Here is a 311-nt window from a genome sequence, read left to right on the forward strand (position 1 = left end):
CGCGACCTCACCCTGCAAATGCCCCACCACGCCCCCCGCGCACCCGCCCGCCCGGTCCCAGCCCGCCGCCCCCGACACCCTCACCGCCCGCAGCACCGGCTGAACGCCGGCCACCCGCTCCGCCCCCTCCTGACCCGCCGTACCCCGCACGACGTCCAGCAGCGACCAGTCCGTGGACGGCGCCAACGCAGCCGCACACTCCCCCATCCGCGCCGCGAACACCGCAGAGCACTCCAGCAACGCCACCGCCATCGCAGCCCACTGCGAACCCTGACCCGGGAAGACGAACGCCACCTTCCCCCCAGCCCCAG

The 311-nt window shown here is 75.2% G+C and carries 1 protein-coding gene; it reads right to left on the minus strand.

From position 1 onward, the window contains the following. Positions 1-294: acyltransferase domain-containing protein (locus UK12_RS35005; RefSeq protein WP_045307258.1), on the minus strand; the 294-nt coding region annotated here is incomplete at its 3' end. Positions 295-311 lie beyond the last annotated feature (17 nt).

Origin of the sequence: Saccharothrix sp. ST-888, from assembly GCF_000955975.1 — a bacterium.
Classification (GTDB): Bacteria; Actinomycetota; Actinomycetes; order Streptomycetales; family Streptomycetaceae; genus Kitasatospora.